A 5544-nucleotide genomic window follows, 5' to 3' on the forward strand; every position below is an offset into this window, starting at 1 on the left:
CCCGATGAAATGAGCGATCGCGACAAACCGATGACGCCATCGCCGGTAATTTTGCCGCGTCCCGTGTGACAAGCACTCAACACTACAAGTTCAGCATTTAGCTTCAGGTCAAAGATTTCTCCAGCAGTGAGGAATCCATTATCGTTCTTGGATGGAGCCAGCGCGATCGCGCCAGGAATGCCTAATTCTTGAATATCATCCAGTAAGCCGTGCGTCGCTAGATGAATTACCCGCGCCTGGGGCATCTGTTGCACAATCTCAACTTTGGTTGCTTTGTCACCCACAATCGCTTGAGTGTTCAAGAGTTTAGCAATCGTCAGCGCTTCCCGTTCGGCACCCGGTAACGGTGCTAGTGGCTGAGGCGTTTGTCCACCTTTAGTAGTAGGCATCTTGGGCATCGTCGGATTGCCCACCACTAGGACGTTTTTACTATCTAGAGATGTTCTATGCAACTCTTCTACACGTTGCTGTTGTTGCTGAGTGAGGTCTAGCACCTCAATTGCTGGAGCGGTTAGGATTGTGTGTTGCTCGATTAAGTATTTGCCATTCGGAGCTTTTAGCGCCGGGAAAGGCAACAAAAATAGCCCACCTTGCGGGATAAATATTACGTGGGAATTTGGGTCTTTAGGCAGAAAATCAGCAATTGGCTCAATCAACACTTGATGAAGTTGCGCTCTAGCCGCTTCTCCTTTTTGAATATTAGGGCCGTATAAAATACGACTGTTCGCTAGCAACTCTTCAAAAGAATTATCTTGCTGTCGCAGCGGTTTCAAGTCAACTCGGCGAAACGCCACTTTACCTGTAGGCTGAACGACCCAAATAAAGAGTTCTGATGCCTGACCTCTGAGTTTACCTTGAACTTTGAATTCTTCTTCAGGGACAATTGAATATTCAACTAGCGTGGCATTTTGTTCTTTGGCAATTTTTTTAATTTGGGCGATTGTCGGAGGGTTTAAATTAGTTTGACGTGCCGAAGCTTCAGGAGATAATCGTTGTTGCAGTAACTCTACAAACGCACGGGCACGTCCCCTTTCGGAAATTTCTAGAGCCGAATCTTCTTTGTTCTGGGCAATCAGGATTTGTTGCAATAGGTTGTAAGTCAGAACTTGCGTATCGAAAACTGAGACATTTTGGATATCATTTAATCCTGGTCGCAGAGATTCCATAACTTCAACGGCATCGCGGAGTTTTTTCTCGGCTTCTGGGAGTTTGCCGGAAGCAAATAGCGTATGTCCCAGGTTATTGAGAGCCGCCCCCTCTCCTCGTTTGTCACCCAGCGATCGCGCAATTTCCAAGCTCTTCTGGTGATGTTCAATCGCTTTAGGATAGTCGCCTAAATCCTCGTAAGCAATTCCTAAATTTCCGAGTGCCTTATGCTGTAACTCGCGATTGCTAATTTCTTTTGCGATCGCTAAACTTTGCTGATAATAATCGAGAGCTTTGGTAAATTCGCCCTGAACATGATAAGCAGATCCGAGATTGGCTAGAGTGCTTCCTTGTCCTTCCCGATCGCTAATTTGTCGCGCGATCGCTAAACTCTGTTCATAAGACTGAACGGCTTCCTTAGACTTGCCCAAATTAGCGTAAATCGCTCCCAAATTTCCTAATGCTCTCCCTTCCCCTGAGCGATCTTTAATGTCCCGCACAATCGTTAAACTTTGTTGATAAGACTGAATTGCTTTGTCATATTCACCCAAAGCTTCGTAAGTATTGCCTAAATTTACTGAAACCTGACCTTCTCCCTGACGGTCTTTGGTTTCCTGCATAATTGTCAAAGCTTGCTGATGGGATGCGATCGCGCTTGCATAGTTGCCTACGGCTTTGTAAGCAATTCCCAGATTGGAAAGTGCTTGCGCTTTCTTAGTGGAATTGCCATTTCCCGGTTCCATTGTCAAGAATGGCTCTAAGAGCGCGATCGCATCCTGATAGTTTTCCTGAACCAGAGAAGCCGCACCCAGAACCCCTCTAGCTGCAACTTCCCCCGGAACGTCTTTGAGTTCCTGGTAAATTCTTAATGCCTGTTGCCAAGACTGGACAGCCGATTCAACCTTATTCGGCTGATACTGTTCAAAGCCTTGCTGTAACAGTTGATCTGCCGTCACTTTGCGGCTATTTTGAGCTGACGCTGATGCGATTGGTGCGGCGGGTTGTTCTTGCAAACAACGCGGATCTCGTAGTTGCAGGTTTCTCCGTCGCGGATCTTGCAGTTGTGCAGCGCACACAGCAGATGTTTCCGCCGTTGACAATTTCAGCGTTCCGTCGCTGTTCCGCGTCACCCGGTTCGCATGACGTGCATCTGAGCTGCTTTTGAGGCTGTTATCGAAGACAAGGACGCGATCGCTCGAATCCGATAATCCCGAATTAGAAGCATCATTTCTCAGCGCAATGAGTTGTATATCTGTTGTGAGATTGTCAGATCCATCAGTAGCAGTATCGCTATTACTATTCGTGCTGGTGCCATTGCTAGTATTCGTATTAGTGTTGGTGCCAGTATTTGCGTTGGCAACGATATTAGTACCAATATTTGTGTTGTTGCCACTCCCAGTATTCGGTTTAATACCAGTGTCCGTATTCGGATTAGGGTTAGGGTTAGGGTTAGGATTTGTAGTAGGGTTGGGGTTTTGGACGCTTGGAGAAAAAGAGATATTTTGAGTAGACCCATAAAAGAAACTGTTACTTCCAGCTCCTACGGTGATGGCTCCCACCGTACCGCTAACATTATTGGGAAACTGATTTGAACCAAAATCAAACGGTGTATAAATTTCGTTTTTAATCAATACAAATGATTCTTTGAAATCAAAATTAGCATCAAAAATATTATCATAAGGAGGGATTGGTTCAACTGGTTTAAAGGCTTCGTCGCCTTCCTTGATTCCAGGTCCCACAATAAAAACTCCGTTTCCACCTTGGATCAAAATGCTACCTTTGCCAGTTTTTGAACCTCCGAAACTATAAATATCAAATTCTGATACAATTGGTGGATTAGTTGCACCTCCATACCGGATGCTAATTGGGGCATTACTTTTTCCCTCAGGTTTGTCGTCACTCGGTCTAGCATGCAAACTAGATGGAATATTTTTTGTAAATACTGTAATTTTTTCTTTTGGATCGAATTCAATATTTTTGCTTTGAAGAAACCCCAGTAATTTTGGATCGTCTTCAGGTTTAATTTCTTGCTCTAAATTATATTCAGGATTAAAAGCACCCTTAGCTTGGAAAAGACCAGCGGCTTTAATATCAATTCCGCCACTCCCCGCATCAATGCTATTGACCACAATATTGCCTGCTGTAGAAGACAAAACTACAGCACTATCACCGGAGCCATCAAGTCCACCCGTGAAGATATTTCCTGATGTGATGTTTCCTATGGCAGATAAACCTACAGAACCATCATAAGTATTAATGTCTTCTGTTAAGATGCTTGTTCGTGAATCAAGTAAAACTGCACCGACATTATTTAAAGACTCTGAATTGTTATTATTAATAGAACCGTCAACTCGGATTTCTCCGCTAGATGACGTGTTAGGAGAATAGCGATTTGTTAAAAGAATAACTCCATCTGGCTGAGTTATCTCAATGTCTCCAGCAATTACAATACTCGCATCTGTTTTTGTTCCAGCGAAAACGGGTTGAGAATTAGAGGTTGTAAGTGGATCGAATGCAGAAAGCGGAATAACGCTATTTGTTGGTATCCCACCTAACGACTCCCATTTGATTCCAGCTCGGATATCTAACGTAGGCTTAGTGCTGCCATCAATTTTTACCGTCGTCCCATTGGATAAGGTGACCTCTGCCAAACTGGAAAGATCGGGATTATTAAGATTAATCGTATTTGTTGTTGAATCTGTACCAGTAATCGTGACACTACCCAGCGTGACGCTACCTCCAGCCAAAATATGGAGTGAAGCTCCCTCATAGTCTCCGAGAGTCACATCTCCGGCTGCCAGAATAATCGGGTCGTTAGGACTCCATAGATTCCCCACGCTTCCATCCAATTGCTCAATTTTGAAGCTGCCACCTGTTGTGAAATGAGCGTCACCGATAACTGGGTTCGGAGAGCGCAACAGTGTATTTTTACCAGAAATTACACCGCTTGCAGGATGATTTAAGGCAAAGATATCAACTCCTAAATTGCCCTGAATTAGTAGATCCCCTCCTGCCTGAATTAAAACAGGATTCGCTTGGGTGTCTCGGACTCGTACTGTATCCTGCGCCAGCAATTGCATATTTCCTGTCGTCTCTAGCTGGCTTTCGACTAAGGTTAAATTGTTGTTGGCAGATAGCTGTGCTGACTCGGCTGTCACGTTCTTGGCGACGATATCCCCGTTTTCTACCTGAATGCCAGATCCGATTAGTTCTACCTGTCCGTTTTTAACTGTCACTCCGGTAGCATTGCCTCCACTTCCACCAGTCAGCAGTTGGGGTAATGTGGGAATTGGCAATGTCCAGTTTTCAGGTTGAGTGACTGCGGTTGCCAGGGGTTGAATATCCAAACTTAGCAGTAGTCCTTGCTGAGTGATGCGGACTACACTTTCACCAGGGATGGCGGCTACGGTAATGTTACCCCCTGGTGCGGAGAGTTGCCCGGTACTGATAACTGTGCCACCCAGTAAAGTTAAGAAGTTTTGTCCCGGCTGTAAGCTGAGGTTACCAGCGTTGATAATGGCTCCTGGCTGACTGGTGGCAAAAGCAAAAGCATTGGGGTTTCCTGTCAGTGCGGCGTAGTTGTTAGAACCTGCTGCATTGAACCAATTTGAGCCAATCCCAATTCCGGTTGCTGTTGTCGCGGTGAAGGAAGCAGGCACGCTGAGGCTGGCTCCTGCGCCGAAGATAATGCCTGCGGGATTCATCAAGAAGAGGTTAGAATTCCCGCCTGTTACCTGAATCAGTCCATTAATCATGGAGGCATCTCCACCAACAACGCGACCCAGGATATTTTGAATCTCTGGTTGGGAGAGAAAGTTCGCAATCTCGTTTGAGTTCAGTCCAAATTTCTCAAAGCTGTGGAAAAGATTCGCTCCAGATTGCTGTCCGCCACTGATGTCGAAGCGATCGCCCTCAAGGACAACATTGCTGCCAGTGCCGTCACTCGCTGGGACAATGGATTGCCCGTGTGCTGCTTGGGTATTAATCGCTCCTACCAAAGGAAAAACTACCAGCAACCGACCGATGCTTCTCACCACATTCATAGGATTCTCGCTCAGGATTATCTAATTTTGCAAAACTTAAAATTTTTTTGGCTGCAAGAATAACGCTTAACTTTTAGTCAAGCGTTAACTTATTTTTGCTTGCAGCTATTTATTTTTTACTTTTTTAGCAATTTCACCAACATTATAAACACTGCTTTTTTAAAATGACTCTTCTTTTACGTATCTTTACTTAATCTTCATCAAATCTTTATAAAAAAGTTAGTTTGATTCCGAAGAATTACGGGAGCATGTCAGATTTGCTGCCCAATCAGCTCATTAAGGTAAGCACAGCGATGCGCTAGCACCTGAGGAACGTTTTCAGCATTCCACTGAGCACCTGAAATTTGAATGCGAC

The 5544-nt window shown here is 44.9% G+C and carries 1 protein-coding gene; it reads right to left on the bottom strand.

The window, feature by feature from the left end:
• The coding region (locus H6F50_RS11440; RefSeq protein WP_190428789.1) for a tetratricopeptide repeat protein at positions 1 to 5189 on the bottom strand (5189 nt) is incomplete at its 3' end.
• Positions 5190 to 5544 lie beyond the last annotated feature (355 nt).

The sequence above is a fragment of the Coleofasciculus sp. FACHB-712 genome (genome assembly GCF_014695635.1).
GTDB lineage: Bacteria > Cyanobacteriota > Cyanobacteriia > Cyanobacteriales > FACHB-T130 > FACHB-T130.